General features: G+C 53.7%; 29 protein-coding genes. 4 read left to right on the top strand and 25 right to left on the bottom strand.

The window, feature by feature from the left end; genetic code table 11:
• Positions 1 to 9: 9 nt before the first annotated feature.
• Positions 10 to 693, bottom strand: coding sequence for a cytochrome b/b6 domain-containing protein (locus FFI90_RS03910; protein WP_144776603.1), 684 nt, complete (start codon positions 691 to 693; stop codon positions 10 to 12).
• 109 nt (positions 694 to 802) lie between these two features.
• Between FFI90_RS03910 and FFI90_RS03905 the strand changes: the two genes are divergently transcribed.
• The gene (locus tag FFI90_RS03905) at positions 803 to 1,198 is read left to right on the top strand and encodes a glutaredoxin family protein (RefSeq protein ID WP_144776602.1); all 396 of its coding nucleotides are present in this window, start codon (positions 803 to 805) and stop codon (positions 1,196 to 1,198) included.
• 95 nt (positions 1,199 to 1,293) lie between these two features.
• On the opposite strand, the gene FFI90_RS03900 is transcribed toward FFI90_RS03905, so the two are convergent.
• A complete protein-coding gene (locus FFI90_RS03900) occupies positions 1,294 to 2,073 on the bottom strand; it encodes a DUF1194 domain-containing protein (protein ID WP_144776601.1) in 780 nt (259 codons plus the stop codon).
• 272 nt (positions 2,074 to 2,345) lie between these two features.
• Here FFI90_RS03900 and FFI90_RS03895 point away from each other — a divergent pair, with 272 nt between their 5' ends.
• Complete coding sequence (locus FFI90_RS03895; protein WP_144776600.1) at positions 2,346 to 3,026, top strand: Tic22 family protein; 681 nt, start codon at positions 2,346 to 2,348, stop codon at positions 3,024 to 3,026.
• A gap of 47 nt (positions 3,027 to 3,073) precedes the next feature.
• Here FFI90_RS03895 and FFI90_RS03890 read toward each other — a convergent pair whose 3' ends face one another.
• Genes FFI90_RS03890 through dapA form a run of 5 tightly spaced genes read right to left on the bottom strand, consistent with a single transcriptional unit; the run spans position 3,074 to position 7,711 of the window.
• Positions 3,074 to 4,081 carry an NAD-dependent epimerase gene (locus FFI90_RS03890; RefSeq protein ID WP_144776599.1) on the bottom strand — a complete coding sequence of 336 codons (1,008 nt, stop codon included), beginning with the start codon at positions 4,079 to 4,081 and terminating at the stop codon, positions 3,074 to 3,076.
• A 35-nt stretch (positions 4,082 to 4,116) separates the two neighbouring features.
• Complete coding sequence (locus FFI90_RS03885) at positions 4,117 to 4,851, bottom strand: TIGR04219 family outer membrane beta-barrel protein (protein WP_144776598.1); 735 nt, start codon at positions 4,849 to 4,851, stop codon at positions 4,117 to 4,119.
• Between the two features lie 45 nt (positions 4,852 to 4,896).
• Positions 4,897 to 5,610 (bottom strand): phosphoribosylaminoimidazolesuccinocarboxamide synthase, encoded by a 714-nt coding sequence (purC, locus tag FFI90_RS03880; protein WP_144776597.1) that lies wholly within the window; start codon positions 5,608 to 5,610, stop codon positions 4,897 to 4,899.
• Positions 5,611 to 5,657: 47 nt separating this feature from the next.
• Positions 5,658 to 6,785 (bottom strand): outer membrane protein assembly factor BamC, encoded by a 1,128-nt coding sequence (bamC, locus tag FFI90_RS03875; RefSeq protein WP_144776596.1) that lies wholly within the window; start codon positions 6,783 to 6,785, stop codon positions 5,658 to 5,660.
• Positions 6,786 to 6,832: 47 nt separating this feature from the next.
• Positions 6,833 to 7,711, bottom strand: coding sequence for a 4-hydroxy-tetrahydrodipicolinate synthase (gene dapA, locus FFI90_RS03870; RefSeq protein ID WP_144776595.1), 879 nt, complete (start codon positions 7,709 to 7,711; stop codon positions 6,833 to 6,835).
• Between the two features lie 74 nt (positions 7,712 to 7,785).
• On the opposite strand from dapA, the gene FFI90_RS03865 reads away from it, so the two are divergent.
• A complete protein-coding gene (locus FFI90_RS03865; RefSeq protein WP_144776594.1) occupies positions 7,786 to 8,253 on the top strand; it encodes a peroxiredoxin in 468 nt (155 codons plus the stop codon).
• Positions 8,254 to 8,265: 12 nt separating this feature from the next.
• On the opposite strand, the gene FFI90_RS03860 is transcribed toward FFI90_RS03865, so the two are convergent.
• Together FFI90_RS03860 and FFI90_RS03855 are read right to left on the bottom strand one after the other, a co-directional pair.
• A complete protein-coding gene (locus tag FFI90_RS03860) occupies positions 8,266 to 9,345 on the bottom strand; it encodes an AI-2E family transporter (RefSeq protein WP_144776593.1) in 1,080 nt (359 codons plus the stop codon).
• A 16-nt stretch (positions 9,346 to 9,361) separates the two neighbouring features.
• Positions 9,362 to 9,589 carry a sulfurtransferase TusA family protein gene (locus FFI90_RS03855; protein ID WP_144776592.1) on the bottom strand — a complete coding sequence of 76 codons (228 nt, stop codon included), beginning with the start codon at positions 9,587 to 9,589 and terminating at the stop codon, positions 9,362 to 9,364.
• A 170-nt stretch (positions 9,590 to 9,759) separates the two neighbouring features.
• On the opposite strand from FFI90_RS03855, the gene FFI90_RS03850 reads away from it, so the two are divergent.
• Complete coding sequence (locus FFI90_RS03850) at positions 9,760 to 11,235, top strand: M48 family metalloprotease (protein ID WP_144776591.1); 1,476 nt, start codon at positions 9,760 to 9,762, stop codon at positions 11,233 to 11,235.
• A gap of 2 nt (positions 11,236 to 11,237) precedes the next feature.
• Here the strand turns inward: FFI90_RS03850 and nadA are convergent, their stop codons facing one another.
• The 16 genes from nadA to eutT form a co-directional block, all read right to left on the bottom strand.
• Positions 11,238 to 12,299, bottom strand: a complete 1,062-nt coding sequence (gene nadA / locus FFI90_RS03845) for a quinolinate synthase NadA (RefSeq protein ID WP_144776590.1) — start codon at positions 12,297 to 12,299, stop codon at positions 11,238 to 11,240.
• 68 nt (positions 12,300 to 12,367) lie between these two features.
• Positions 12,368 to 12,922, bottom strand: a complete 555-nt coding sequence (locus FFI90_RS03840; protein ID WP_144776589.1) for a BMC domain-containing protein — start codon at positions 12,920 to 12,922, stop codon at positions 12,368 to 12,370.
• 24 nt (positions 12,923 to 12,946) lie between these two features.
• Positions 12,947 to 14,278, bottom strand: coding sequence for a 4Fe-4S dicluster domain-containing protein (locus FFI90_RS03835; RefSeq protein WP_246123318.1), 1,332 nt, complete (start codon positions 14,276 to 14,278; stop codon positions 12,947 to 12,949).
• Positions 14,279 to 14,292: 14 nt separating this feature from the next.
• Entirely contained in the window at positions 14,293 to 14,949 is a 657-nt protein-coding gene (eutL, locus tag FFI90_RS03830; protein WP_144776587.1) for an ethanolamine utilization microcompartment protein EutL, read from the bottom strand.
• A gap of 73 nt (positions 14,950 to 15,022) precedes the next feature.
• Positions 15,023 to 15,985: an ethanolamine ammonia-lyase subunit EutC gene (eutC, locus tag FFI90_RS03825; protein ID WP_144776586.1), complete on the bottom strand. Its 963-nt coding sequence runs from the start codon at positions 15,983 to 15,985 to the stop codon at positions 15,023 to 15,025.
• A 10-nt stretch (positions 15,986 to 15,995) separates the two neighbouring features.
• Positions 15,996 to 17,360: an ethanolamine ammonia-lyase subunit EutB gene (locus FFI90_RS03820; protein ID WP_144776585.1), complete on the bottom strand. Its 1,365-nt coding sequence runs from the start codon at positions 17,358 to 17,360 to the stop codon at positions 15,996 to 15,998.
• A 15-nt stretch (positions 17,361 to 17,375) separates the two neighbouring features.
• Complete coding sequence (locus tag FFI90_RS03815; RefSeq protein WP_144776584.1) at positions 17,376 to 18,809, bottom strand: ethanolamine ammonia-lyase reactivating factor EutA; 1,434 nt, start codon at positions 18,807 to 18,809, stop codon at positions 17,376 to 17,378.
• Positions 18,806 to 20,104, bottom strand: coding sequence for an ethanolamine utilization protein EutH (gene eutH / locus FFI90_RS03810; protein ID WP_144776583.1), 1,299 nt, complete (start codon positions 20,102 to 20,104; stop codon positions 18,806 to 18,808). Before eutH ends, FFI90_RS03815 begins: the two co-directional genes overlap by 4 nt.
• A gap of 33 nt (positions 20,105 to 20,137) precedes the next feature.
• Complete coding sequence (locus FFI90_RS03805) at positions 20,138 to 21,385, bottom strand: iron-containing alcohol dehydrogenase (RefSeq protein WP_144776582.1); 1,248 nt, start codon at positions 21,383 to 21,385, stop codon at positions 20,138 to 20,140.
• 1 nt (position 21,386) lies between these two features.
• Positions 21,387 to 22,232: an ethanolamine utilization protein EutJ gene (gene eutJ, locus FFI90_RS03800; protein ID WP_144776581.1), complete on the bottom strand. Its 846-nt coding sequence runs from the start codon at positions 22,230 to 22,232 to the stop codon at positions 21,387 to 21,389.
• Positions 22,233 to 22,245: 13 nt separating this feature from the next.
• Positions 22,246 to 23,637, bottom strand: coding sequence for an aldehyde dehydrogenase family protein (locus tag FFI90_RS03795; RefSeq protein ID WP_144776580.1), 1,392 nt, complete (start codon positions 23,635 to 23,637; stop codon positions 22,246 to 22,248).
• Positions 23,638 to 23,696: 59 nt separating this feature from the next.
• Positions 23,697 to 24,002 carry a EutN/CcmL family microcompartment protein gene (locus tag FFI90_RS03790; RefSeq protein ID WP_144776579.1) on the bottom strand — a complete coding sequence of 102 codons (306 nt, stop codon included), beginning with the start codon at positions 24,000 to 24,002 and terminating at the stop codon, positions 23,697 to 23,699.
• Positions 24,003 to 24,027: 25 nt separating this feature from the next.
• Positions 24,028 to 24,354: an ethanolamine utilization microcompartment protein EutM gene (eutM, locus tag FFI90_RS03785; protein ID WP_144777210.1), complete on the bottom strand. Its 327-nt coding sequence runs from the start codon at positions 24,352 to 24,354 to the stop codon at positions 24,028 to 24,030.
• Between the two features lie 91 nt (positions 24,355 to 24,445).
• A complete protein-coding gene (gene eutM / locus FFI90_RS03780; protein WP_144776578.1) occupies positions 24,446 to 24,745 on the bottom strand; it encodes an ethanolamine utilization microcompartment protein EutM in 300 nt (99 codons plus the stop codon).
• Between the two features lie 23 nt (positions 24,746 to 24,768).
• A complete protein-coding gene (pta, locus tag FFI90_RS03775; RefSeq protein ID WP_144776577.1) occupies positions 24,769 to 25,752 on the bottom strand; it encodes a phosphate acetyltransferase in 984 nt (327 codons plus the stop codon).
• Entirely contained in the window at positions 25,749 to 26,573 is an 825-nt protein-coding gene (gene eutT / locus FFI90_RS03770; protein WP_144776576.1) for an ethanolamine utilization cob(I)yrinic acid a,c-diamide adenosyltransferase EutT, read from the bottom strand. Before eutT ends, pta begins: the two co-directional genes overlap by 4 nt.
• Between the last annotated feature and the right edge of the window lie 2 nt (positions 26,574 to 26,575).

The raw sequence follows: 26,575 nt of genomic DNA, 5'->3' as shown, positions 1-26,575 counted from the left end.
CTCCGCCGCTTACCAGCCCAGATCGGGCGGAGGCGGAGGCGGAGGAGGCAGAAGCCCCCCGTTCGCCACCCACACAGCGAACCCTGCTACCCCCAACGCGACAATGAGAGCTATCAGGCCGCCACCTTTTCGCTGATCGTCCGTGCTTTCATTTACCTGTTTGCGCCCGCTAACCATTGGGGTAATCAGATTGTTTTTCTTTACCAGTGTGTAAAAGACCACACTGGCAATGTGCAAACCGATCAAACCGTAAATAAACCACTCTGTCAGTTTATGCCAGGATGTGATCGTGTCGTTCCAGTCTGACGAGACCGCACGGTAAAGTGGCCCATTAAAGGCGATAGCGTCAGTCGCAAACAACCCTGTAACCGCCTGGAAACCCAGCAAGCCCAGCATGGCCAGTACTGATAAAGCACCCAGAGGGTTGTGCCCCAAACCTTGCCAATCGCCTTTCAGATAAGCAGATATTCGTGTTGGCCCAGGGATAAATTGCGGAAAACGCGCATAAGTAGAGCCAACAAAACCCCATACCAGTCGAAAGCTGATCAGACTCACGATGGTGAGGCCGAAGCGCTCGTGCCACAGCATCCAGGTGCCACCGAGGTTTACCGTTATCAGCGAGCCCGATACAGCAAGCACCAACAACCAGTGAAACAACCGTGTGGGCAAATCCCACAGGGAAATAAACTTCATTTTAGGTTCCTTTTAAAGCACGTATCCACCGTGGCAGATTACCCGAACTCTAACCGTTTTGCTTTATACTGCGCCTCGGAGTTCATGTACCAAATTAAAGGTTTATTCAATGCGAATGGTTATCCGTTATTTTTTCCGAACCTTACGTCTTATCCTGACCCCTTTTGTTCTGTTGGGCGAAAAGCTTGGCGGAGGAAAGCCGTTGGAGCGCAGTGCAGAAGAGCAAAAACAAGTCGATTCTGCATGTGAAAAGCTGGCGCTGTATCAGTTCAAGACCTGCCCATTCTGCGTCAAAGTGCGCAAGCAGATTGCACGGCTTAACCTGAATATTGAAAAGCGGGATGCCCAACATAACCCCTCCCATCGCACCGAGCTGGAACAGGGTGGAGGCAATGTGAAGGTTCCCTGTTTACGGATAACAAATGAGGACGGCAGCGAGCAATGGATGTATGAATCTGCTGATATTAATGCCTGGCTGGAAAAACGGTTTGGACAGACTATTTGATATTCGAGTTGTCGATACAAAAGAGTATCCATAAAATTAACAAAACCGCTGGGGCTAGAAGCCCGCAGCGGTTTTTAAAAGCAGATATCTGGCTGTCAGGCAGCCATTTTCCGGCGGCGCAGAAACAGACCCATCATGCCCAGGCCCAGTAAGCCGAGGGTAGCGGGCTCGGGAACCGGTGTGCCCGTGATTTCCTGAAACAGTTTTTGCCTGATACCGGCGGTGAAAGAGTCTTCAAAGTCTGTTGCCAACAGCGCAAAGGAATCCGCTCCACCGATCACGTTATTTTCATAATAGGTGCGGAGGAATTCGTTACCAATGGCAATCCCATTGATCGCATCCACGCCTGCAAGAAGCGCCGCATCTCTGGCAGTCGCCGGTGCAATCCCAGTATTATTTGTCCCATCACCGGAAACATCGATCACCTGACGGGCACCCTCGAACGCTGCGTTGCCAGGGTCATTAAAGCTGAAAAGCCCGCTCGAGTATGCAACTGCATTACCTATCCCGGTTGAAGCACTTCCGGAACGCGTGGTGCTGCCAATTGCCGTAGCGAAAGCCGCTGCCTCTGCTGCGTCGCTAATCAGTGTCCATCCAACCTGTGTAGTCTGGCCGTTGTCCCATTCAACGTAGGTAACCGCTATCTTGCCCAGCCGACCATTGTCGGTACTAAACATAGCGCTTTGCACTGCGGCATCGTTGAATGCTGAAATGTAACCATTTCTCTGGCCACTGTATTCATTACCATCGACACTGCCAGACACATCCACAGCGAGTACCAGCTCCAGGTCCACCGCCATCGGGGCAGCGATGGCTTGAGTGGTCACGAAGACCGCAGACAACAACATGCTCTTCAATAGTTTTGTGGTTTTCATCTCATTCCCCTTGATAAAACCCTGATTTTTTAAGCAGCGACCCATGATCAGCGCTGACATAGCTGAGCAATTCATAAGCCAAACTGTTCATTTCGCTTTAATAACATATTGTTACAATACGTCACATTAAGAAATACTGCTCACACCCGCAACGAGTCGTAAAAAACTTCGGCACAAATGGATACTTTCACTTTGTCTTCTTTCAGCACTGGGTATTCATTGCTATAAACCTTGTGTATCTTTTTTACATTTACCCTGTCGAGGATAGTGGGATGACACCAAACGGATTGAAGGGTTTTAATACGGCGACGGTGCGCCAGAGCCTGTTCGCCGGCTTGTGCTTTTTGATGGCGTTCACAGCGAATGCGCAACCCTCAGACAAAGCGGCTGTTATCAATGCGCTCAACGCCGTGCCTGTTTATTTCGTTACTACGGCATCGGGTACCGCACCGGCTGTTGGCGCAAAACAACAGACAGACTTTGTACCGGTTTTTCTGTACTCAGAGGAAGCCAACATCGCCAGAGCCGAACTTGAGCGCGAGGGTGCGAAGGCTTTGAAGGTTGAGCGTGCGGAGCTGGGGATTTTGTACAGCGGAGAATTGAATAAAGGCAATAAGGGCGTCAGCTATGGTCTCGTCGCCAACCCGACGCAACGGGCGGCAGCACAGCGCGTATCAAACGGTAAAAGTTTTTCTGAGGTACCGATTTTCATTGCCAAGCACAAGAATTCCGGCGAGGTAATGACCGTGAAGCAATCCGACGGTACATTGGCGGTCCCGCTATTTCTGGAGTTTCACAGAATAGAAGCGGCGCTAGACGCACTTGGGAAGCAGCTTCCTGACATGGAAGGGAGTTTTAAGGTGGAGGCCTACCCACTCAGCGCGGTTGTAAATGACATGCAAACCGGAGCGCTGGATCCGGTGAGTGTAATCATGATTCCACCCGTAAATTGATCGACTAACACCGAAGGCTGGCTGCCAGTGCGCAGCTGGCCTTCAGGCTAAACCCGGTAAAACTCCCGATACCAGTCGACAAAGTTACCTATGCCCTCTTCCACGCCGGTTGCCGGCTTGTAGCCTACGTCGCTGATCAGGTCATCGACATCGGCGTAGGTGGCTATTACGTCACCTGGCTGCATCGGTAGCAGGTTCTTCTGAGCTATTTTACCCGTTCGCTCTTCAATTATTTCGATGAAGCGAGACAGCTCAACCGGGTTGTTACTGCCAATGTTGTAGATGCGGTATGGGGCCTTGCTCGTACCAGGATCAGGGGCTTGTCCGCTCCAGTCGTTGTTGGGCTGGGCAATTTGGTCAAGCGTGCGAACAACGCCTTCCACAATATCGTCGATGTAGGTGAAATCACGCTTGTGATGGCCATGGTTGAACACATCGATTGGCTCACCCGCGAGAATCTTTTTAGTAAAGATAAACGGTGCCATATCCGGGCGGCCCCAGGGGCCATATACCGTAAAGAACCGCAGGCCGGTGATGGGCAAATCATATAGATGGGCGTATGAGTGGGCCATCAGCTCGTTGGCTTTTTTTGAGGCCGCATACAAGCTCAGGGGATGGTCAACGTTATCATGGACAGAAAATGGCATGGCCTCGTTCGCGCCATACACGGAACTGCTTGATGCAAAAACCAGATGCTTCACATCGTTGTGGCGGCAGCCCTCCAGAATGTTCATGAAGCCAACAAGGTTGGCGTCCACATACGCGTTAGGGTTTTCAAGCGAGTATCGCACACCTGCCTGGGCGGCAAGGTGCACAACTCGTTCAGGGCGGTGCATAGCAAAGATATCTGCCATCACAGATCGGTCTGCGATGTCCTGGCGCACTTCGGTGAAACCGGGGTATCCGGTGAGACGTGCTAAACGGGCTTCCTTGAGACTGACATCGTAATAATCGTTGACGTTGTCAACGCCGATGACTTCGTTTCCCCGCTCCAGTAACCGATGCGCAAGTTGCGCGCCGATGAACCCAGCGGTGCCCGTTACCAGAATCTTCAAGTCTTTCGCTCCTTTTTAAACCGCATTTACCAGCTTTAGAACGTGACGCCCGCACTGATGAAAGGCCCGTCGATTTTCACATCGAAAACGTCGTCGCCGTCTTCATAATCTATCGCGATCTGGCGGTAACCTGCGCGCAGTTGCAGCAATGAAATGCTGTACTGGCCGTATACGTTGAAGTCGCGCATGGAGTCGCCATCAAAGCTGATGAAGTTGCCTTCAGCACCAACGGCTGCACCGGTCAGCGGCAGATCAAAGCGGGCTGCGAGATAGCCCATGGGCAACACACCATCGGCCTCGGTGCGGCTTACCTGGGTGGTGTTCGCAATGTTCTGTACCACCAGCTCACCCGAGAAGTCCCGCACGGTCAAGCCCAGATCAAGATTTACCCAGTTGTCGAGAACCTCGTAGTATAAAGTGAGATCCAGTTGCTCCAGATCCAGATCTGACCGCACTGGTGCACCCGCACCAATGTTAATATAGGAATTGGTAAGCGTCCCTTTACCACTCTGCTGAACCAGCGTATAAGCCAGACGTACATTAGGCAACACAGGTACCGGGTGCTCAAGGTAGATGCTGGCATTTGCGTTGCCGTCTTCTTTCATTTGCAGTTCATTGTCTACATCAACCTGGCTGCTGCCAGACGATGCAGTTCCGGTTAAATCAGAATCCCAGTAGCTCACGCTGGCGCCCAGGCCCACCACGTCGGCTTGAGCCAGAGGTACTGCCAGAACAAGAGAACTGCCTACCGCAAGTGTCAGTTTACGCATAGTGCACCTGTATCGTTATTGTCTGTTTGGATTTATCGTCTGGAATCAGTCGAAGTTGATACCAAGGCGGCGGCCAACTTCCTCGTAGGTTTCGATGACGTCGCCCAGTCCTTGGCGGAAGCGATCCTTGTCCATCTTCTTACGGGTCTCTTTATCCCATATACGGCAGCCGTCCGGGCTGAATTCATCGCCCAGTACAATATCCGTGCCGCTGCGACCGAACTCCAGTTTGTAATCCACCAACAGCATCCCAGCTTCATCAAACAGGTTTTTCAGTACACCATTGACTGTGTAAGTGAGCTCTTTCATCTGCGCAAGCTCGGTCTCGCTTGCCCAGTTGAACGTGATGGCCAGAGACTCATTCACCATTGGGTCGTGCAGAGCATCGTTTTTCAGAAACAGCTCATAGGTTGGCGGAGTCAGCTCCTGCCCCTCTTCCACACCAAGGCGGCGGCAAAGACTGCCCGCAGAGACATTTCGCACCACGCACTCTACGGGAATCATATCCAGCTTTTTCACCAAGGTTTCAGTGCCGGAAAGCAAGCCTTCAAAATGTGTTGGCACACCGGCGGCTTCAAGCTTCTCCATGATGAATGCGTTAAAGCGATTGTTAACCATGCCCTTGCGGCTGAGTTGCTCTTTCTTTTCACCATCAAACGCTGAGGTATCGTCCCGGAAGACCAGAACAAAGCGATCCGGATCGTCGGTACGGAACACGGATTTGGCCTTGCCTGCGTAGAGTTCTTCGCGTTTTTCCATTAATAAGTCTCCGAAACGGAGGCCCGCGCCGCGGGTACCCCGTTAAATCAGTATAGGTAATCGAACAGCTGTGCCAGCAGGTCTCCAGCACGCTGTGTGCCATTGTAATCCTGAACCGCCTCAGCAGTGACACTTACGAAGCCATCATGCCTGGTAAGATTAACCGTGTGAGTGTGGCGAGCTGCTTCTTTATCGCTGAACCAGCTAAACCAGCCAGGGTCGCGCTCATCGGCGGTGCGGAAATCAACGAAGAGCCAGCCTTCACTGCGGTTGAGATCAACGATGGCAATATCCGACTCGGTAAGCGCCCGATTAACCTCAGCCCAGGAACGGCCATAATCCAGTTCCATGCGGATGGCTTGTGCCGTGTCATCCTCGGACACAAGTTTAACCAGCGGCTTGGAAACCATCCCCGACGCTGCCCTGGAGAAAGACTTGCTTTCTTCCCGGGCTTTCAGAAATTCGCCAAGGTCGGCAAGCACGCGCTTTTGCAGCGCAAGCTCTTCTGCTGACGGATCTGTGATGCCACGCCAGGAAATAAGCTCCGAAGGCCAAGAAGCACCCTCTTCTGTGAGATTGTCTGAGGAAAGTCTGCGCACCTGAATTTCGGTGGTTTTCCGACGTACACCCGGGGCTACACGCATCTGCAACACAACCTTGGGCTCCGCGGTAGTTACGTCGGAGGGGGCATTGGATAGCTCCAAAAGCTCACGGGCCCGCATGCTGAAGTTTGCCAGCTCACTTTGTAGCAGACCCAGTTGCGGGTTGTCGTGGGCGACGCCCAAACCCTGCTCGTTCATGTACGCTGTTACCGCCGGCCAGATACGGCCCGGGACGTCATTTACCAACAGCCAGATGCGGCCATCAAGCTCTTCAACCACATAGTTTTCTTCGAGAATCTCCGAGGTCATATCCGGAGGACGGGGAATATCAGACGAGTACATTTTGCTGGCATCTGCCGGGTTTATTTCACGAACGGGCATGACCTGGTTAAAGCGCGAGGAATCTGCCGTTTCCGGCAGAGACAGCGCATCACCTTCCTTGGCATCTACATAACGTGCGGAGCGATCTTCAACGAAGCTGCAACCGGACGCCGCGACGGCCAGCAACAGCCCGGAGGCAATCGCAATGGGTCGGAATGCATCAAACTTACGGGTTCCTGAAAGAACCGGCATCGGCCTTCTCTCTATGTGGGACTGTTTCAGGGGAGGCATCTGCAAACTCAGAGCACACCCGAGGCTTTCATCGCTTCTTCAAGCTCGGCGTGGAACTTCTCGCTGAACGGGGTCAGCGGCAGCCGGATACCCTCGCCAATCATACCCATACGCTGCAGAGCCCACTTCACCGGTATGGGATTCGCCTCAAGGAACAGCTTTCGGTTCAGCGGCATCAGAAGCTCGTTCAGACGCTCAGTCTCGTCGCGGTTGCCGGCGATGGCTGCTGCACACAGATCAGACATACCTTTGGGTGCTACGTTTGCGGTGACAGAAACGTTACCTTTCGCGCCCGCCAGAATCAATTCGGCGGCCGTCGCATCATCACCTGAGTACACCGCCAAACGCCCATCAAGGGCGTCGATCAATTCTGCGCCACGGGGAATATTGCCGGTGGCATCCTTGAGGGCAACAATGTTCGGGATGTCCGCCAGCCGCAAAACCGTTTCATTCAGCATGTCGCAGGCAGTGCGACCGGGGACGTTGTAGAGCATTTGGCTCATGCCCGGCACAGCTTCGGAAATGGTTTTGAAATGCTGGTACAAGCCCTCCTGCGTAGGCTTGTTGTAATAAGGCACAACGAGCAGGCAGGCGTCCGCACCGAGCTTGTGTGCTTCGGATGTCAGGTGAATGGCTTCCCGTGTGCTGTTGCCGCCTGTACCGGCTATAACAGGGATTCGCCCATTTACACGTTTGATCACGTGGCCAATTACCCGGCAGTGCTCTTTCTGATCGAGCGTTGCGGATTCGCCAGTGGTCCCCACAGCCACGATACCGTCTGTACCGTTCTCCAGATGAAAGTCCACCAGCTTATCCAGATCCTCCCAGTGAATGTCACCATTTGGATGCATGGGCGTGACCAGTGCGACAAGGCTACCCGTAATCATAAAAACTCCGTCCGAATAAAACGGTTATGGTAATGTTGGGCACGAACTGACACAAGGGAATTAAAGGAGATGTCATGTCATCTGTTAAACTGAACAAGCCGGTACCCGACTTTGAAGCGGCCGCCACGGGGGACCAGACGGTTCGTCTGGCGGATCTGCGCGGCAAAAATGTAGTCATTTATTTCTACCCGAAAGACAATACGCCAGGCTGTACAACCGAAGGCCAGGACTTTCGGGACCAAATGAAAGCATTTACTGAGCTGGATACAGAGATTTTCGGGGTTTCGCGGGACGGTCTCAAGGCCCACGATAACTTCCGCAAAAAGTTCGAGTTCCCGTTTCACCTGATTTCCGATAAAGACGAAGCGCTGTGCCAGCTGTTTGACGTGATCAAGCTCAAAAAGCTATACGGCAAAGAATACATGGGCATTGATCGCAGCACCTTCCTGATAGACCGGGAAGGCGTGCTACGCAACGAGTGGCGTGGCGTAAAAGTGCCGGGACACGTTGATGAGGTGCTTGCGGCTGCAAAAGCACTCTGAAAAACGTGATGATTACATCTGGTCTGGCACGGTTGAGGAGGAAGGCTGCTTGACCGGCCAGGCGGAAAACACGGCTTTCAACATGGTTGCCAGCGGAATGGCGAAGAAAACGCCCCACAAGCCCCAAATGCCACCAAAAAACAGCACTGAAATAATAATGACAACCGGGTGCAGGTTATTTACCTCTGAAAACAGCACCGGCACGAGTACGTTCCCGTCCAGCGCCTGAATAATTCCATAAATCACCATTACCCAGATAAAGTGGGTGCCCCAGCCAAACGCGAACAGCGCAATCACTGCAACCGGAATGGTTACAACTGCAGCACCTATGTAGGGAATAACAACGCTCAGGCCCACCAGAAGTGAAAGCAGTGCCGCATAGGGCATTCCCAGGAACTTGAACGCAATGTAGGTTGCGCCGCCAACGATCAGGATTTCAAGTGCTTTGCCCCGCACATAATTGGCACACTGAAGATTCACTTCGTGCCAGATTTTCAGCATCATCGGCCGCTGCGGTGGAAGCAGGCGGGAGATGGAACCAAGCAAAACTTCACTGTCTTTCAGGAAGAAGAACACCAGAATGGGCACCAGCACCATATAAATAAGTAGTGCGACCAGGTCAGGGATACTGGACAAAGAGAAAGACACCAGCCACTGGGTCATGTGCCCTACTTCGGTATTCACCTGCTGATAAAGATTGCTCACTGCCTGGGTAGAGATGATATGCGGATACTCTTCAGGCAACAGCTCAAGATAAGACTGCAGCTCCCCTATAATTCGGGGCGCCTCGCCCGCGAGATTGCTGAGCTGGGTCCATATAAGCGGCAACAGACCAAAAATAAAGCCCACTAACACGCCGAGAAACACCAGGAATACGCCCAGTATTGCAACGCCCTCTGGAACGCCGAGACTGTTGAGACGCACAACAAGCCCCTGCAAAATAAACGCGATGATGAGGGAGGCTATCGCCGGTGCCAGCATGGCACCGAACCAGATAATGAAAACTGTGCCTGTCACCAGAATAAGGAAAAGAATGACAGCTTCTTCATCTGAAAAGTATTTGTGCGCAAGACCGCGTAAAATTCTGAACATCAAGGACTCCGGAAAATTAACCGCCGCACTCTATCACAAACCGGTAATGGCCTTCAGTTTCGGAGGAGTTCACCAAGCGGTGACGGGACAACTCCAGAAAGGCCGGAATATCGCGAGCAGAGCCCGCATCGGTAGCAATGACTTCAAGTTTTTCACCGGGCAACATGCCGTTGAGTTCCAGCTTTGTTTTCAACAGGGGCATCGGGCAGCGCAGCCCGGACGCATCCAGTGTACGATCGACCATAAAGGGGTGCACCATCACGAGATATGGAATTCGCAAGCCGGCATTATGCCTCCAGTGATACTGTATTGCATCACAATACCTGTTAATCAGTGGATCCGGACTTACTACCGGAATCTCAAAAGCATTCTGCTGTCACAGGTGCAGGTCGAATCAGGAGCTCACAGCATTACATGAATAACGTCTTTATAAAGTGTCGCTGTTATCGAAAGCTTTTTGTCGCTGCGGTTTTCTCTTATGGGCTGTTAGCCGTTTCCGCGGCTACCGCGCAGGAAACCCGGCTGCCCAATATCGGGGGAACTGGTGGCGGCCTTATTTCCGGACAACAGGAAAGCGATATCGGGCAACAGGTTATGGTGTCGATCCGGCGGTCGGCACCGCGCATAACCGACCCCTTGATCTACGATTACCTCAGCTCCATTATCTACCGGCTCGTGCCCTCAGCGCCGCTGGATAACCGTGATCTGACGCTTGCATTGATCGACAGCCCCGCTATAAACGCTTTCGCAGTGCCCGGCGGTATTGTGGGCGTAAACGGAGGCCTGTTTCTCAACGCATCCACAGAACAGCAGTTCGCGTCCGTTCTTGCCCACGAGCTTGCTCACCTCAGCCAGCGACACTTTGCCCGCCGCCTGGAGCAACAGGAAACCAGTGCACCACTCACTATTGCCGGAATGATCGCGGGTATTGTGCTCTCGGCGGTGACCCAATCGGATATAGGCATTGCAGCCATTGCGGGGACTCAAGCTTTGGCGATACAAAATATGCTGGCATACAGCCGGTCACACGAACAGGAAGCTGACCGGGTGGGGCTGGATATTTTGGCAACCGCAGGAATGGACCCCCGCGGCATGCCGGAAATGTTCGAGATCATGATGCGGCAGAACCGGCTGCAGGGGAACAACATGCCGGAGTATCTCTCAACGCACCCGCTTACACAGAACCGGGTGGCGGATACCCGCAACCGTGCAGAGCAATACCCGGAAAGGTCCATTCGGGATGGCCAGGAGTACCATCTGGTACGCAGCCGTCTGCAAGTGCATTATGCGCCCTCACCCGAAGTGGCCATGGAAACCTTCGAAAGCTACCTGAACAAGCCGGATGCACAGGACAACGAGGCGATCCGCTACGGGCTGGCAGTCGCCTACCTGAGCAACAATCAGTTCGAGAATGCAGCCAATATTATTACCGAGCTACTGGCCAGCAATCCGGGCCGGATAACCTTGCAGGTAACGCTTGCTGAAATACGGATTCAGGAGAAAAGACTCGACGAGGCGCGAGCCCTGCTCAAAGACGCCCTGAGCAGGAACCCCGGCAATTACCCGATCACCTCCACTCTTGCCGATGTGGAAATTGCGACGGGGAACGGGACTCAGGCCGCTGAACACCTGAAACAGCTGACGCGCAGAATGCCCCAGCAAGAATATCTGTGGTTGAGGCTTGCTGAAGCCGAAGGCATGGCCAGAAACATTGTTGGCGTACACCGGGCCCGAGCGGAATACGATGCCCTTATGGGAGATTTGGAGTCGGCTCAGAGGCAACTCAGACAGGCTCAGGAGAAATTGCCTGCAGGCTCAGCCCAGAGGCAGGTTGTGAGTGAGCGGCTGGGAGAAATCACCAGCCGCCTCCAGACTCGCAGAAACAGCTAGAATCAGGCGTTGCCGGCAGCCTTCAGGTTCATCCCGGCAGTGAAATCCAGCATGCGCCGCAGGGGCCTGAGCGCACCCTCCCGGGTTTCCTCATCAACCAGCACTTCCTGGTCGCCATGCTCGATTACATGCAACAGGTTTTCAAGGCCGTTCATAGCCATCCACGGACACTGGGCACAACTGCGGCATGTCGCGCCATTACCTGCCGTAGGTGCTTCAATTAGCGTCTTATTGGGTGCCAGTTGCTGCATTTTGTAGAAGATACCGTTGTCCGTCGCGACAATGAACTCCCGGTTCGGCAGGGTCTGTACTGCGTGAATCAGCTGCGAGGTTGAGCCAACAACATCCGCCAATTCAACAACCGCATCCGGGGACTCCGGGTGAACCAGAATCGCAGCATCGGGGTACAGGGCCTTCAGGTCTTCCAGGCCACGGTGCTTGAACTCCTCATGCACAATGCAGGAGCCGTCCCACAGCAACATGTCAGCGCCAGTGGTTTTCTGCACATAGTGGCCAAGGTGCTTATCGGGAGCCCAGAGTACCTTCTCCCCTCGAGAGTCGAGATCTTCCACAATCGCCTGAGCACAGCTGGACGTTACGACCCAGTCTGCACGGGCTTTTACTGCGGCAGAGGTGTTGGCATAAACCACCACGGTGCGATCGCTGTGCTGATCGCAGAAATCTGAAAATTCGTCAGCCGGGCACCCGACATCCAGAGAACAGGTTGCTTCCAGCGTAGGCATCAGCACCCGCTTTTCAGGGTTCAGGATCTTGGCCGTTTCACCCATGAAGCGAACACCAGCGACAACCACGGTTGACGCAGGATGCTGATTTCCGAAGCGGGCCATTTCCAGTGAATCTGCGACACAGCCGCCGCTTTCCTCAGCGAGACGTTGAATGTCAGGGTCCGTGTAATAGTGGGCCACAAGCACAGCGTCCTTTTCCTTGAGGACAGCCTTGATACGGGTTTCAAGCCGCGCCTTTTCTTCAGCGCTGAGCTGCTTCGGCTCCGCTGCGTGGGCGAGGTGTTCCTGAACGAGAATTCGGTCTTCCGCTTTAGTCATGAGCAACTTCCCTCAGTTACTTTCTATGCCTGAGTATATCATTTCAGACAGCAGTAGCACTGCATGGGCTATAACTTGTCCTGCAAGATTTCTTTGCGGGGCTGAGGAATAACAACTTTATCCACCAGCAACCCTTTGCTCTTGATGAAGTCGGTTCCGGCTTCTACCGCTGCGGTCACAGCCGCTACATCACCGGTCAGGGTCAGGAAGCCTTTACCCCCGATCGCCATGGCCAAGTGGATATCGATCAACTCGACGTTGGCGGCTTTTACCGCAGCGTCTGCCGCTTCTATTATGGTAGCAACCGAGAAGGTCTCAATAATACCCAGCGCTGCCGTTTCCTCGATTACCCGTGTACCGCTGATGGCTGAAAAAACAGACGGATGAACATTGGGGATGATCAGTTCGTCCACAATGGTTTCGCTACCCATATCCAGCCCTGCAAACATGGCGGACTCGACGGCGGCCACATCACCGGCCACCATGACCATGAATTTTCCCGGACAGATGGTCCGGTTGAACACGATTTCGACGTTCGCCGCCTTCAACATGGCATCGCCTACTGCGTAGCCCTTTGCGATTGAATTCATTTCAATCATTCCGATCGCGCTTTTGTTGCTCATGATCAATTCCTGTCAGAACCCGGGTCAGTTAACCGCGTTAATTTCAACAAAGCCGTCTATCAATGTCACCTTACCGCTGATGCTGGCGTGAACAGGAACACCCATGCCCTCACCTGGCGTAGCTGCAATCACAGCGCCCTCAGCCACCATATCTCCTGTCTTTACTAATGGCTCGGGGTGCTGCCCCATGCGCTGATGTAATGGAATAATGACCCGGGAAGGCACCGTATCAATATCTTTCCAGCGCGCCGTTTTACTGTCGTATTTTGCCAGCCCTAGTTTTCGGGCCAACCGTTGTGATGGCACACCCCGATATTCGCGCATGCTGTGCACCTCACGAGTCTGGCCCTGCAATTGTTCCGGTGTCAGCCACAGATCATTGGCTTTGAGATCACGCTTGGTTGAAACACAGATATCACGGGGGTTCAGCTGCTCCGGACACGCCCACAGAGTACAGATATTGCATTCACAGCAAGCCTGAGCATGAACCGACAGGGTTTCGCTGACCTCACCGGTAGTCAGCAGTGATCGCATAACCAGATGCGGCTGTATCGGATAACCGAGCAGGTATCTTGGACACATTTCGGTGCATAAGGTGCACTGGTCGCAGCCGGATTTTCCGATACGTTTGTATTGCTGCTCGGTTTCCGAGCGCCGCTTCACAAGATTGGTATCCCGGGGCAGTACCAACAATCCGCTGCTCACAGCGGAAATCGGCGTATCCAGGTTGTCGACTACATGCCCCATCATGGCACCACCATCGATTACTACCGGGTCATCACAGGTGATGGCGCCGGCCAGGCTGATAACATCCACAAAGCGCATACCTATGGGCAACCAGGCAGTGAACGGATGCTCGACTTCTCCGTGCACGGTAATCATGGTTCGGGTCACTGGTCGGCCCTCTGCCGCGCGGGCGATGTTTACCAGCGTCTCGACATTCTGAACCAGTACGCCGATATCCTTGGGCAACCCACCTGCGGGAATGCGATTCCCGGTTATCTCATAGACCAATTCGTATTCATCGCCCGCCGGATAGACGTTGGGCATACGCTTGAGTTCAATGTTCCCGGGCAAGAGTGGTTCGATGTGCGATATCGAGTCCTGGTGTTTTTCCTTGATGGCGATTACACCCCGGCTCGCGCCGGTTTGTTCCATCAGAAGCGCCATGCCTTGAAGCAGCTCGGCTGAGAACCTCTGAATAATCGTCTGATCCTTGTACAGCAAGGGCTCACATTCGGCGCCGTTAGCAATCAAAACGTCCGCCGATGCCTGGATCTTCACATACGACGGAAAACCCGCCCCTCCGGCACCCACAACACCCGCGCTTCTGACTTTTTCAACAAGGGAGTTCATGTCACCTGCGCCGCTCATATATCAATAGGATTTCTGGCAACGGCCAGAACTGCCTCCTCAAAGGCTTCGCACGCAGCTTTACACGCTGCCTGAGTGCCAGTGAGATACCCACCACCGTAGTTCGTTTCAGAAGGTGGAGCAAAGAAGTTGGAAACCTTCACGCTGGCCGCTTTAAGTGCTGCGTCCATACCGAACATGGCTTCCAGTGGCGGTGCAATCAGATACGCCATTGAGTCGCCTCGTTTTAACCCGCCTTCTTTCGACAAATAGCTCCCCGTGGCGGATACCAGATGGGCAAAATAAGCAATGCTGCCCTCTTCATTAGCCGAGTAAAAGCAGGCCTCATTTTCGATCACTTCCTGCGCTCTCTGAAGCCCGGCAATCACATCAGCCGGCCCCGGCCCGGCGATAATACCGATCACCTCACCGGATAACAGGCCGGATGAATGCGCAGCACCGGCATAGAATGATCGGGCGTATACCACATCAACCTGTGCGGCTTTTGTTGCCTCATCCAGGGCTACGTAGGTAACGTCATCACTGTCGGCGGTAATCATGCCGATGCAACGCTGCTCCTTCTTCAGGTTAAATTGTTTCATCATCCCGTCATCGACCGACGCGATAACACGGGTTGCAAGTACCGATGCTCTGATTTCGTCCCGAATTGCCATGATGGTGCTCCTTCAATATCTTGCCGGGAGCCTCTTTTCGAGGACTCCGAACCATGAGTCTGAGCCCTTGGCTTCAGCGTTTAAGGTTTAGCCCACTCGCTTTTTGCTCAAGCATTTTGCGCGTCAGATCGACGATAACAGCCGCTGCCTCTATGGGTGGTGTACCGCCTTTATGGATATTGGAGATAACCATACGGTCGGATTCCACCGTCTTCTCCGTGGGTTTGTAGACACAATAACAACTCAGGCTTTCAGACTGCCCCAACCCGGGCCTTTCGCCAATGAGCAGAAGATTGGCGTCGGCCTGCAACAAGTTGCCGATTTCGTCCTGGGCCTTCACGCGCCCGTAACGCAGGAAGAAAGGGGTGCCAACAGTAAAGCCAGCGCTTTCCAGGCCCTTCATAAGAGGTGGTATTATTTCGTCCAGATTATTGGTAACCGCGTCTGTACTCAGGCCGTCAGAAATAACCACTTGCACCTGAGGCGATTTCTTACAGCGCTCACTGATGGTTTTCTTTGCCTCATCGGAGAGCTTACGACCAAGGTCCGGGCGCCGTAGGTACTCGCTTTTATCATTAACACACGTCTGCACTTCCCAGAGGTTCTTCTTTTCCAACCATTCCGGAGACACTTCCTTGACTACGGTGTCCTTGGAGCGGGAATGGTCTGCAAGAAAACGCAGAAGTGAGCGGGTGCGAGGCCTTGGTCCCGCGCGGCCCTGGCAGACGCGGGCCGCAGTTTGTTTGACCATATCGCTGTTTACTGAATCGTTATGCGCATTTTCAATGCCGTTCCAGTGAATAAACTTATCCAGACTCAGATCTTCAAGGCCGTCACCTTTATCGACCGACTCTGCCTGCCTTTGCCCACTGCCTTGCCTGCCCGCCGTCTCCGATGGCTTGTAGGCCGGAGGATTATTTTGCTGTGTACTTTTACCTTCGGGCTGAACACGAGTCACCTGGCCGGCGGGAAGGTCCTTTTCTCCCAGCTCACGCAACACCGAATTGACGATACTCTGAATTGTTTGCTCGTCCATGGTTGTCACCTCAATCAAAGAAGATGGATGGGTCGCCCGCACGGGCGGTGAGCTTGCCGTTTTCCATCAAACCCATGGTTTCCATCCAGGCCTCAAACTCGGGAGCGGGACGGTAGCTCAGGAGCTGCCGGGCAGTGACAACGTCATGAAAACCAGTGGTCTGGTAATTCAGCATAATGTCGTCCCCCAGTGGCAGGGACATCACATAGTTACAGCCAGCCGCTGCGAGCAGTGTGGTCAGGTTTTCATTTGAGTTCTGATCGGTATCGGCGTGGTTCGTATAGCAGGCATCACACCCCATGGAGATGCCGGTCAGCTTGCCCATAAAATGGTCTTCCAATGCAGCACGCGTGATCTGCTGATGGTTGAACAGATATTCCGGGCCAATGAATCCGACAACCGTGTTCAGCAGATGCGGTTTATAGCGTTTTGCCAAGCCGTAGTTCCGGGCTTCGATGGTCACCTGATCCGCACCGTGGTGGGCATTGGCAGAAAGCGCCGTGCCCTGGCCGGTTTCAAAGTACATCATGTTCGAACCCGCTAGCTTGCAGTAATGCTTACCCATCTCATAGGCTTCATCCAGCAGCTCTACGGTGACGCCAAACTCATTGAGACCCTTTTCTGTGCCCGACAGGCTCTGGAACAGCAAGCCACCGGGTGCACCTTTCTCAAGCGCCGCCATCTGGTTGGATATGTGAGCAAGCACACAACCCTGGGTCGGAATATTCCACTTATCAGTGACTTCCTTGACCGCACTCAGTATGCGAATGGTGTTTTCAACTGATTCAGTAACCGGATTGATACCAATAACCGCGTCACCACAGCCATAGCTTAGCCCTTCGTAGACCTGAACCATGATGCTATCGATATCATCCCGGGTATCATTGGGCTGCAAACGGGAAGAAAACCGGCCAGGAATACCCACGGTGCAGTTGGCCTTGGAAATCACGTATAACTTCTTGGCACCCACCATGAGGTCGCCGTTCGAACATATCTTGCATACGGCGGCAACCATTTCAGACGTAAGGCCTCTGCGCATCCGCTCATAGTCTTCACGGGTGGGTACATCCGACAGGATGTATTCCCTCAACTCACTAACGGTCCAATGCCGGATATCTTCATAAACCGCTTTGTTTACCGCGTCCTGAATAACCCGGGTTATCGCATCCTCTTCGTACGGGACTATAGGATTTTCCCGCAGGGTTTCGAGGCGCATTTCGCCCAATACCTGTTTGGCAGCTACTCGCTCTTGTGCTGTCTCTGCCGCAACCCCTGCCAGCACGTCCCCCGAGCGAAGTTCGTTCGCCTTTGCGAGTACGTCCTTTACGTCACGAAACTGATAAACCTTTCCGAACAACGTTGTCTTCAAGTTCATGAAAAACCTCCCCCTCTAGGCAGGAAATGCCAGAGATTTGATGGTTAATGGCACAACTTCCCCGCCAAAAAAACTTTCGCCAATATCGATGTAATCACCGGTAACGGCGCGCACTTCGTCAATCACCAGCAGTTTCTGTGGGTCAATGCGGGGCTGCAGTTCCATCCCCAGCACCTTACCCAGATCATTTTCAGTAACGATGATTGCAGGTGACTGGCGGTTACCATGCTGTTGATAATAGTCTGCAATCTCTTTTGCGGTGTGGCTCACAGCCTGATAACTCATGGGCATTTCCCTGCCCAGCGCAATGGCATAGTTATCCTCTCGCAGGCGCAGATCCATTCGCTCCGCGGCTTCGACAATCTGTTGGCAAACCGGTGGCTGATCGCCCTCTTCCCAGTCGATCTGAGGCTCCACCACCGGTATATTGCGAATAGGCAGTGAATCCACATTCATCCATATCGAACTTCCAGAGAGGGACATGGAGTAGGCGCCAGCGCCGATAACGGTTGCCTGCTGGGTCTGGGCCGGCAATTTTACGTTCATCGCCGCCAGCGTCGGGTGCCTTAATAAAGCACCGCCAAGCAGTACGCCGACATCTTTCCACTTGAACGGGTCAAGATCGTCTGTTTTCAGGCGGTAGTAACTGGTGCCGACGCCGCCGCTTATGAAGACAGCGTCGAATTGGCCAGGCTCTTTCAGATACGGCGTCATCATCAGCTTTTGAGCCAGTTCGGAGCGGTTGCCGACGATCACATCAACAACCAGCTGCGCCATGCAATCCACGATCTTTTTAAGCTTATCCGCGTTTAATCGGTTCTCAGTTAACGCCTCTCCAAACAGCGACTCGATAACCAGCCTAGCGGGTTCCCGGATTTTGGTGACAGATCCCGATGGGTCGGTTTTAATAAGGTTCCCCCCGATATTAAGACAGGCGGTGTCCTCTACCCGACCGCTATCGAAGACCACGTAATTACTGGTACCACCACCAATATCAATGTTCAGAACCCTGGAGTGGTTACGCTTGGAGTAGTCTCCGGCGCCACTGCCCCTTCCTGCGATCACGGACTCCAGATTGGGGCCTGCCGTGGCCACCACAAAATCGCCCAACCGCTCAGCAAGACCCATAACCGTATCTTTGGCGTTTTTCACTTTTGAGGTTTCACCGGTGATGATAATGGCACCGGTTTCGATATCACTGAGGGTGAGCCCCGCAGCCGCGAACTGTTCATCGATAAACCGCTGCAGCATGGGCACATTCACTGTGCCATCCTCCTGCAAAGGCGTGGCGCTGACAGGGCTCTGAAAAAAGATCTCCCGTTCCACAAACTCATACCGGGGCACCTGGGTAACAGGTGCCCGGTTGACCATGGTGAGCCGTGAAAAGATCACCTGGGTTGTGGTGGTGCCGATATCGATACCGACACTGTGTACGGTTTTTCTGTTCACGCTTTTTCTTCCGCTTCCTCTGAGGTAGACAGATCCGGACCCGGCTTACCATTCTTCTCGATAGACGCGATCATCCTGTTCGCAAGCAACATGGCGAACAGAACTGCAGTGATACCACCAACCAGCTTGCCGATGATGACAGCCATGATCATGTCGGGCTTGTTAGCTGCAGTGAAACCAAGGTGGTCGCCGAAGGTAAAGGCAGCACTGACGGCAAAGGCCGAGCATAGAATCTTGCCGCGGCTGTCCATATCCTTCATGACCTGGAACATCGGGATGTTGTTGGCCAGGGTGGCAATCAGGCCAGTAGCGGCTGTCGGGTTTACGTTGAGCACACCCCCCATCTTAAGCAATGGCTTTTCGAACCAGCGAGTCAGCAGCAAAACCATGGGGTAGGCGCCCAACAAGATAATGGCGATGGAGCCGATAACTTCGATGGCCCGCATATCAATACCTGGCTCGTCACCTGGCACCATGAATATCGGGTCCATTCCGGGAATAAGGGTAATGCCGAGAGTCTGCTTCAATACCGCAGCTGCAAGGCCGATTGTGATAAAGGCAACCAGGAATTTTGCAAAAATCGAAAAGCCGTTAATCATCTTTTCTGGCATGAACCACAATCCGGCTGCAATAAGGGCAGACACGATAATCACCGGTATAAGATTCATGAAAATCAGTGGCATGTTGAACTGTATTGCCTGATCAGTCCCGGGGATGAGGACCGTTGAGGCCATAGCGGCCAGTCCACCGGCAATACAGCCGATAGGAATAGTTACAATGCCGGCAAGTACACCAGAGGCCAGATAGGGGCGATCGCTTTCATGGATAATGCCAACGGCAACCGGAATAGTGAATACGATGGTAGGCCCCATCATGGCGCCAAGAATCAGGCCCGCGTACATCCAGGCACCGTAATTAATTGTGCCATCCACGGCAGTGGCCATTTCTTTCGCCAGGAAGTATCCGCCCATGTCATTGGCAAGCAACGTGGTGGCAAACATGGCGGGATCCGCACCCAGAAATGTGTATATAGGTACAACGACCGGCGACAGTATTTTGGCCAGCACCGGCGCCATGGCGATAATACCGACCATGGCCAGAGCCAAGGCCCCCATGGCCTGAAAGCCTTCCTCGAACTGGCTGCCAGCACCGGAAATGGAACGACCCATGCCGCCGAGGCCAAGCTTTCCAAGAACCGGTTCAGAACCGCCGAATTGCATGAATACACGATCCAGCGCACCGATGACCATAAAGGTCATCATGATATAAAGAATAATCTGGTTTAACATTTCCATAACCGGCTCTCCACCTTCTAGCAAAGGGTTCAATCACACTTTTTCTTTACTGCCACTAACCTCTTCAAGCAATTGCACAATATCCGCTTCAGTAACATCTCTCGGGTTATCTCCGATGCACACGTCCTGAAGTGCTTCAATCGCAATGGAGCTAAAGTCATCACGGTTAATACTGGTGCCAGCAAGGTTTTCGGGTAGCCCAATATCGGCAAGCAGCTGCCTGACGGCGTCAATTGACGCCATACATTGCTCCCGCTCTGTCATTCCGGAATGGCTAACGCCCAGCATATGCGCAATGGCGGCATACTCTCGCTGGCAAACCAGTGCATTGAATCTCATGACGTAAGGAAGAAGAATGCCGTTGGCAATACCATGGGCAAGGCGATAGCGAGGGCCAATCTGATGGGAGATGGCATGAACCAGACCTAGCCCGGAATTACTGAAAGCAAGCCCCGCTTTATAGGATGCGGTTGCCATGGTCAGGCGAGCTGCCCTGTTTCCCCCGTTACCCACCACAACAGGCAATGCCTCCGCAATACTCTGTATTGCGCAGATAGCCAGTGCCTTTGCCAATGGATGGGAACTCCGCGCAGCGTAGGCTTCAATGGCGTGTGTCAGCGCATCAATACCGGTTGCAGCCGTTACCTTTGGCGGCAAACCAAGCATCAGGCCCGGGTCTACAATCGCGAGATCCGGCATCAAATCAGCTTTTTTAATCACGAATTTGTGCAACCTGTCAGCCCGCATGATCACGCTGATATCGGTCACTTCCGACCCTGTGCCAGCTGTTGTCGGCACGGCACCCAACCCTACGACCCGGCGACCACTGAATCCCGGCTCGGCCAACTGATGCAAGCTGCTCTGACTGCTTCCCGCCAGGGCAATGGCCTTGGCGGCATCCAGTGCAGACCCGCCACCAAAACCCAGCACAAAGTCTGCTTCATTGCGGGTCAGCAGCTCGGTGGCAGAAGCGACAACTGTTTCATCAGGTTCCTGAGTAATAGCGGGATAAATTGTGCATGCGATGCCTGCTCTTTCGAGACTTCTTTCCATGCTTCGCATCAGGCCTTTCTCATGAACCACACGGTCAGCGACCACCAGCACATGAGAGACGTCCAGCTTACTGAGTATCTCGCCAATTTTGAGAATCGCGCCCTCGCCCATTAATGTCTGGCGCGGGGCATTGAAGTTGAACAGACCACGAGGCGTCAGCTCGTCTACCGTGCGGGTGACGATGTCCTCAATCAGCTCGTTGCCCAGTGTCTGCTCTACCAGATTCATATCATCCGACCCTCGCTTCTCTGGCCTGGAGGACGTCCGAGTAGCTGGCGATTGCCAATGGCGTCAGATAAAGCGGGTGTGAAGGAAGCACTACATCAACGCCTGGAAACTCCGCCGCAAACACCTCCAGGAACCCCGGCAACGCGCAGGAGCCGCCGGTGAGATAGATCGCCGGCACCGTGTAATCCGCAATATGCCCGTGAACGATATCCGCCATTTTCGCAATGACCGGGGTCGCCAGCCTGCACAGTGCAAGATCTTTGCTGGTGCGCTTCATCTCTTCGGCTTCTTCATAAGGCATACCGAAGTGCCCGGCCAGGGCCAGGCTGATATGCCGGCCGCCGGTGGCATCATCCATCGAGCAAACAACCTCACCCTGTTCGATAATGGCGGTCCCTGTGGTCCCTCCACCAATATCAACCACGGCAGCGTGATCAAGCTGCAACAACTTTGCTACGCTGCTTGGCTCATCTATAACGCCCGCCACTTCAAGGCCGGCGGCTTCAATAACGTTGGTTGAAATGCGTGAATCGGTACCCGGAGGAAAAGACGTTGTGACCTGTTCAATATGAATACCCAACTTCGCGCCCGCCCGCCGTACCTGCTCCCGGACAATCTGGCTGGCGCCAAAGAAATCGACGACAACGCCGTCGCGGACCACATTGGCCCAATCCATGAAGCCTGCAAGCGGGTTACCGGCCCCATCCAGTACGATGGTCTGGATATCAGCGGTACCCAAGTCGACACCCACTCTGAATTCCCCCTGAAAGGGCCTCACTGAGTCCTTGTTGATCAGGCCGGCAGTCTTCTTCAACAATTTGTTAACGTCGGCCATTGTCCTGCTCATTTCGCTCTCCTTGTCACACGATTCGGAACGAATCCACCATGGTGCAGCGCCGCTTGCGCACAAATGTGCTGGCGTTAGTAACGCCTTCGCCAGTGGGTGTTGATATCGTCATGGACGTCCACCCTTCGCCCCCCGCACCCAGCCCGGCAATACAAGGGCCGTTCTTCACAAACAAGCTGCAATTGATTTCCAGTGCCATGCGGGAAAGGTTGTCGATATTCCGTGAGTGCATGGCGGCGGTATGAAGGTTTCCAGCTTCCAGTTCCACTGCCCAATCAATTGCCTCGTCTGCATCCCGGGCGCGTATCAGCGCAATAACCGGAAGCATCATTTCGGTTGTAGCAAAAGCATGGTCCCGCGCGGTTTCTGCAACGAGCAAGCGAGTGCCCGCCGGGACGCTAAAGCCCGCTGCTGCTGCGATTTTTTCTGCATCGCGCCCTACCCATTCCGGTTTCGGACGCGGACCGGGGCCGGGATAGCCTGCCAGAACCAGCCTTGCCACAGCATCTGTCTGATCCGCATTGATCTCAACGGCACCGTGCCTGCACATGGCCTCTTTCAACTCAGTCGCGATCGAATCGACGGCAACAATTTCTTTCTCATCAACGCAGATAATGTTGTTATCAAACGACGCGCCCTGCACGATACTGATCGCCGCCCGCTCTATATCCGCCGTTTCATCCACCACGACCGGAGGGTTTCCCGGCCCGGCAGCTATCAGGCGCTTGTCGGTGACTTTGCGCGCGGCATTCACCACTGCATCACCGCCAGTTATGGTAAGCAGGCGAATACCAGGGAAGCGGAACAACCGGGTGGCTACCTCAATCGTGGGGTCTTGCACACAAGTCACGATATTTGACGGCCCTCCAGCACTTACGGAGGCACGGTTAATCAGCTGAATAGCACGCTGGGAGACCGCTTTTGCTGCGGGGTGCGGGGAGAACACAACGGAATTTCCGGCTGCGATCATGCTGATCGCATTATTCAAAACAGTCACAGAGGGGTTGGTTGAAGGGGTAACCGATGCAATTACACCCCAAGGTGCGTTTTCGACAAGTGACAATCCATGATCACCCGTAAGCGCCATCGGCACAATGGCTTCTACCCCGGGCGTTTTATCGAGCACCAGATTGTGTTTGCGTATTTTATCCTCTACCCGGCCATACCCGGTCTCCTGAACTGCAAGCTGTGACAACTCCTGTACATGCTCGCGCCCGATGCGCCTTATCGCCGCGATGATCGCCTCTCGCTGTGCCACCGACTTCAACTGTTTATGGGCACTCTGAGCTGCCGCTACGGCATCATCAAGCGTTCCGAATATGCCGTAGCTTTCACCGTCACGCTGTGGCGAGTTCAGCTGCTCGATAACACGGCGAACGATGGACTCAATCTGCTGTGCATCCATCTGAATGTTCCCTCTCTCCAAGGCTGCCTGACGATTTATGACAGCCTGATAAAAGTGGCCTAGTAACGTCGCTGGGACTTCTGAAACCAGGTTTCCGAGCCACCGGTAACTTCATCGATAATACCCACGATACTGAGATCGACAGGTGTATGGCCGCTGCTATCTATGGACATGCGAGCGGAACTGCCACCCACCACCAGCACCCATTCACCTTCCCCTGCGCCCAGTCGGTCGGCTGCCACCATGACTGGGCTCTCTTCCTTCCCGTCCTGATCGATAAACTTGACCAAGGCCAGTTTATCCATCCCCAAACGCTCGCTGCGCACTGTAGCAACGACCTGACCGATTACCTTTGCAAGTCTCATGGGATGTCTTCCAAATCAGTTGATCCTAGCCCGATGTTTTCTTTCCCGGAGCCGGCTTTCCCGAGTCCGCTGCCTTTCTTGGCACAATCGGAAAAATTGACTCCAGATCCGCGTGTGGACGCGGAATCACATGGACCGCTATCAGCTCTCCAAGCCGCTGTGCTGCCGCCGCTCCTGCGTCCGTCGCAGCTTTACAAGCCGCCACATCACCTCTGACCAGAGCGGTAACGTAGCCATGGCCGATTTGCTCATAGCCCACCAACTCAACCCTGGCGGCTTTAACCATGGCATCAGAGGCTTCTATCAAAGCCGTCAGACCTTTGGTTTCAATAATGCCTAGTGCTTCCATCATGCTGGTACCCTCTAGCCTTTTGGCTTGTTCTGAAGCCTGCTTCCAGACTGCGTTCATCGGAATAGACCTTTTTCATTGTTGCCTGATTGCATCAGGAATCGGATAAAGGCTGTCCGGTAGGAGTGATCGGGAATATCGATTCCAGATCTCCGTGCGGACGCGGAATCACGTGCACAGCCACCAGTTCCCCCAGTCTCTGCGCTGCAGCGGCACCGGCATCTGTAGCCGCCTTACAGGCCGCGACATCACCTCGAACCATTGCCGTTACAAGACCGCTACCAATTTGTTTGTAGCCAACAAGCTGAACCCGGGCAGCCTTGACCATCGCATCAGACGCTTCAATCAGAGCTGTCAGTCCTTTCGTTTCAATAATTCCAAGTGCTTCGTTCATGGTTAATTCTCCTCAGGGTGTCACTACGCTTTGTTAACCAGGCATGACGCCACCATGGCGACGTCGACGATATCGTCGGCCGTACAACCCCGTGACAAGTCATGCATAGGTTTCGCCAAACCTTCCAACATCGGTCCCAGTGCCTTGTAATTAGCCATGCGCTGAGCAACCTTATAAGCAATATTTCCAGCATCAAGAGACGGAAATATCAAAACATTCGCATTACCTTTCAACGGGCTATCAGGTGCCTTCTTCTGTGCAACGGAGGGCACAACAGCCGCATCAAACTGCAATTCGCCATCAATGACCAACGAAGGGGCCCGGGAGCGCGTTAACTCAAATGCTTCCATGATTTTTCTGGCTGCCGGGTGCTGCGAACTGCCTTTGGTCGAAAATGACAGTAACGCGACCCGCGCCTGTTCTCCCGTAAGTGCCTCAAAACTGCGCGCCGAATCAATGGCAATATCAGATAGCTGTTCCACTGTCGGTTCCGGAATAACCCCCGCATCTGCAAACAGGCGGATATCGCTGCCATCAGCTGATGACATAAGGAAAAACGACGACACGGTTTTCTGTCCGCCAGCTGTTCCGATTACCCTGATGGCCGCGCGGATCACGTCGCCACTGGTCGAAATGTTTCCTCCAATACAGATATCCGCATGTCCACGCTTGACCATCATGGCGCCAAAAAACAGGGGGGCACTCATGATTTCGCGGGCTTTCTCCTTATCCATCCCCTCATTCTCATCGAGGTACGCACTGACAAACGAGTCCATCCATTGCGAACGTGAAGGATCCACAATTGAAAAACACGGCATCGCTACGCCCTTCTCATGGGCATAATCCCGGAGTTCAAACGGGTTACCCAGCAAAATGGGCTGAGCCAAGCCACGCTGATGCAGCTCGTTTGCCGCATGCAGAACCCGCTCATCAAGAGCATCAGGAAACACAATTCGCTTTGGTGTTTCGCGGCACGCGTTCCGGCACTGCTCCATCACCTCATTCATGAAATCACTCCGAGCTCGGGAAGTGATCCACTGGTTTCAACCACCAGGGTCATGAGCATCAATACATAAAGGGCGCTGCTCAGCCGGTTGAGTCCCTGAACGATATCCGGTCGCATAAGCCCAAAACTGTCCGTCTGGAATGCTTTGCAGGCTTCAACTTCCGCCTCCCGGGTCATGGCTCTGAGAACGTTCAGCAACGACACGTTGGCACCGTGCTTTAATTCCGGAACTATGTGGTCGTGGCCGAGATATTTCAGAGGTTGGTGAGAAATCTGGTGAATGGTTTCATCGTCCAGGTCTCCCATACTTATCTCTTCCTGAACTTCGCCGGTAACTTCGCTTCGCAGGAGGTTACCCATAAACGAACGCAGATCTTCCAGCGAGTGGCGCAGCATGGGATATTTTTCGAAACTGACGGCAAACTGAGCCTGTACCCACACGGTTTGGGAAATCAGCGTATCGAGCTTGCCACGCAGTGCGATTCTGGGGTGCGTCTTGGGAACCAGTTGCTCACTGTCCAAGAGGGTCAGCAACTCGGTTTTCTTCTCGACGTGGCTGTGGCAAACAGCACAACGGTTGCCGGGACGCGCATTCGCGCTAGTGAGTGGGTGCACCGGAGCTTTCTGGCTTGCACCTGCATCCGCCTCGTCGGGAAGAAAAACCCGACCGTCATCGCCGATATACTTGATGCGGATCTTGCGCTCGGCCAAAAGCTGGCTTGCGGACGGGGTAAGCCTGGCTCCCTCAGGCAGGTGCACCTCACTGCCATGGGCCAGACCATGCTCGGCTCGCAAACTGGCTTCTGTTATCCAGGATGGCATCG

This window comes from Marinobacter maritimus (assembly GCF_007671675.1).
GTDB lineage: Bacteria > Pseudomonadota > Gammaproteobacteria > Pseudomonadales > Oleiphilaceae > Marinobacter > Marinobacter maritimus.
Note: the sequence above shows the minus strand (reverse complement) of the source record. Positions and strands in the feature narration are given on the sequence as shown.